Origin of the sequence: Pseudomonas sp. Sample_24 (assembly GCF_004307605.1) — a bacterium.
Lineage (GTDB): Bacteria > Pseudomonadota > Gammaproteobacteria > Pseudomonadales > Pseudomonadaceae > Aquipseudomonas.
In genome coordinates this window covers 1-1,092 of the sequence record NZ_RCNW01000461.1, presented here as the reverse complement: position 1 = coordinate 1,092, position 1,092 = coordinate 1, and the positions used below count along the sequence as shown (strand labels likewise).

Sequence of the window (1,092 nt, the reverse complement as noted above, 5' to 3'; positions counted from 1 at the left end):
CTGATCGCCGACACCGCCGGTCGCCTGCACACCAAAGACAACCTGATGGAAGAGCTGAAAAAGGTCCGCCGGGTGATCGGCAAGCTCGACGCCGACGCGCCACATGAGGTGCTGCTGGTACTCGATGCCGGCACCGGCCAGAACGCTATCAATCAGGCCAAGCAATTCAACCAGACCGTCGAACTGACCGGCCTGGCGCTGACCAAGCTTGACGGGACCGCCAAGGGCGGGGTGATTTTTGCCCTGGCCAAGCAGTTCGGCCTGCCGATCCGCTACATCGGTGTCGGTGAAGGCATCGACGATTTGCGCACTTTTGAAGCTGAACCCTTTGTCCAGGCACTCTTTGCCGAACGGGAGCGTTCATGATTCGTTTCGAACAGGTCGGTAAACGCTACCCGAATGGTCACGTCGGCTTGCATGAGCTGAGCTTTCGAGTCCGTCGCGGCGAGTTTCTGTTTGTCACCGGCCATTCCGGTGCCGGTAAAAGTACGCTGTTGCGGCTGTTGCTCGCGATGGAGCGTCCCACCAGCGGCAAACTGCTGCTCGCCGGGCAGGACCTGAGCACCATCAGCAACGCACAGATCCCATTCCTGCGCCGGCAGATCGGCGTGGTGTTCCAGAACCATCAGTTGCTGTTCGATCGCACGGTGTTCAACAACGTCGCATTGCCGTTGCAGATCCTGGGTTTGTCCAAGGCGGAAATCGCCAAGCGCGTGGACTCGGCGCTGGAACGTGTGGCGCTGTCGGACAAGACCGATTTGTATCCCGGCGACCTGTCCACCGGTCAGCAACAGCGCGTCGGCATCGCCCGCGCCATCGTCCATCGCCCGGCCTTGCTGCTGGCGGACGAACCGACCGGTAACCTCGACCCGCGTCTGGCGGCAGAAATCATGGGGGTGTTCGAAGACATCAACCGCCTGGGCACCAGCGTGCTGATCGCCAGTCACGACCTGGCCCTGATCGCGCGCATGCGCCACCGTATGCTGACGTTGCAACGCGGCCGATTGATTGGCGACGGGGAGGCCGGCGTATGAGTGCGACACGCAGTCCGAAGGTTTCCGAGCGCGTGGCCCCGAAGGCCGCCGATCCGCA

General features: G+C 62.2%; 1 protein-coding gene and 1 pseudogene. Both read left to right on the top strand.

Annotated elements, in window-relative coordinates:
• Positions 1 to 366: pseudogene (locus tag D8V06_RS26520) on the top strand (signal recognition particle-docking protein FtsY); the annotation flags it as partial.
• Complete coding sequence (ftsE, locus tag D8V06_RS26515; RefSeq protein WP_003229148.1) at positions 363 to 1,034, top strand: cell division ATP-binding protein FtsE; 672 nt, start codon at positions 363 to 365, stop codon at positions 1,032 to 1,034. The pseudogene D8V06_RS26520 and the gene ftsE, both read left to right, overlap by 4 nt.
• Positions 1,035 to 1,092: the final 58 nt, after the last annotated feature.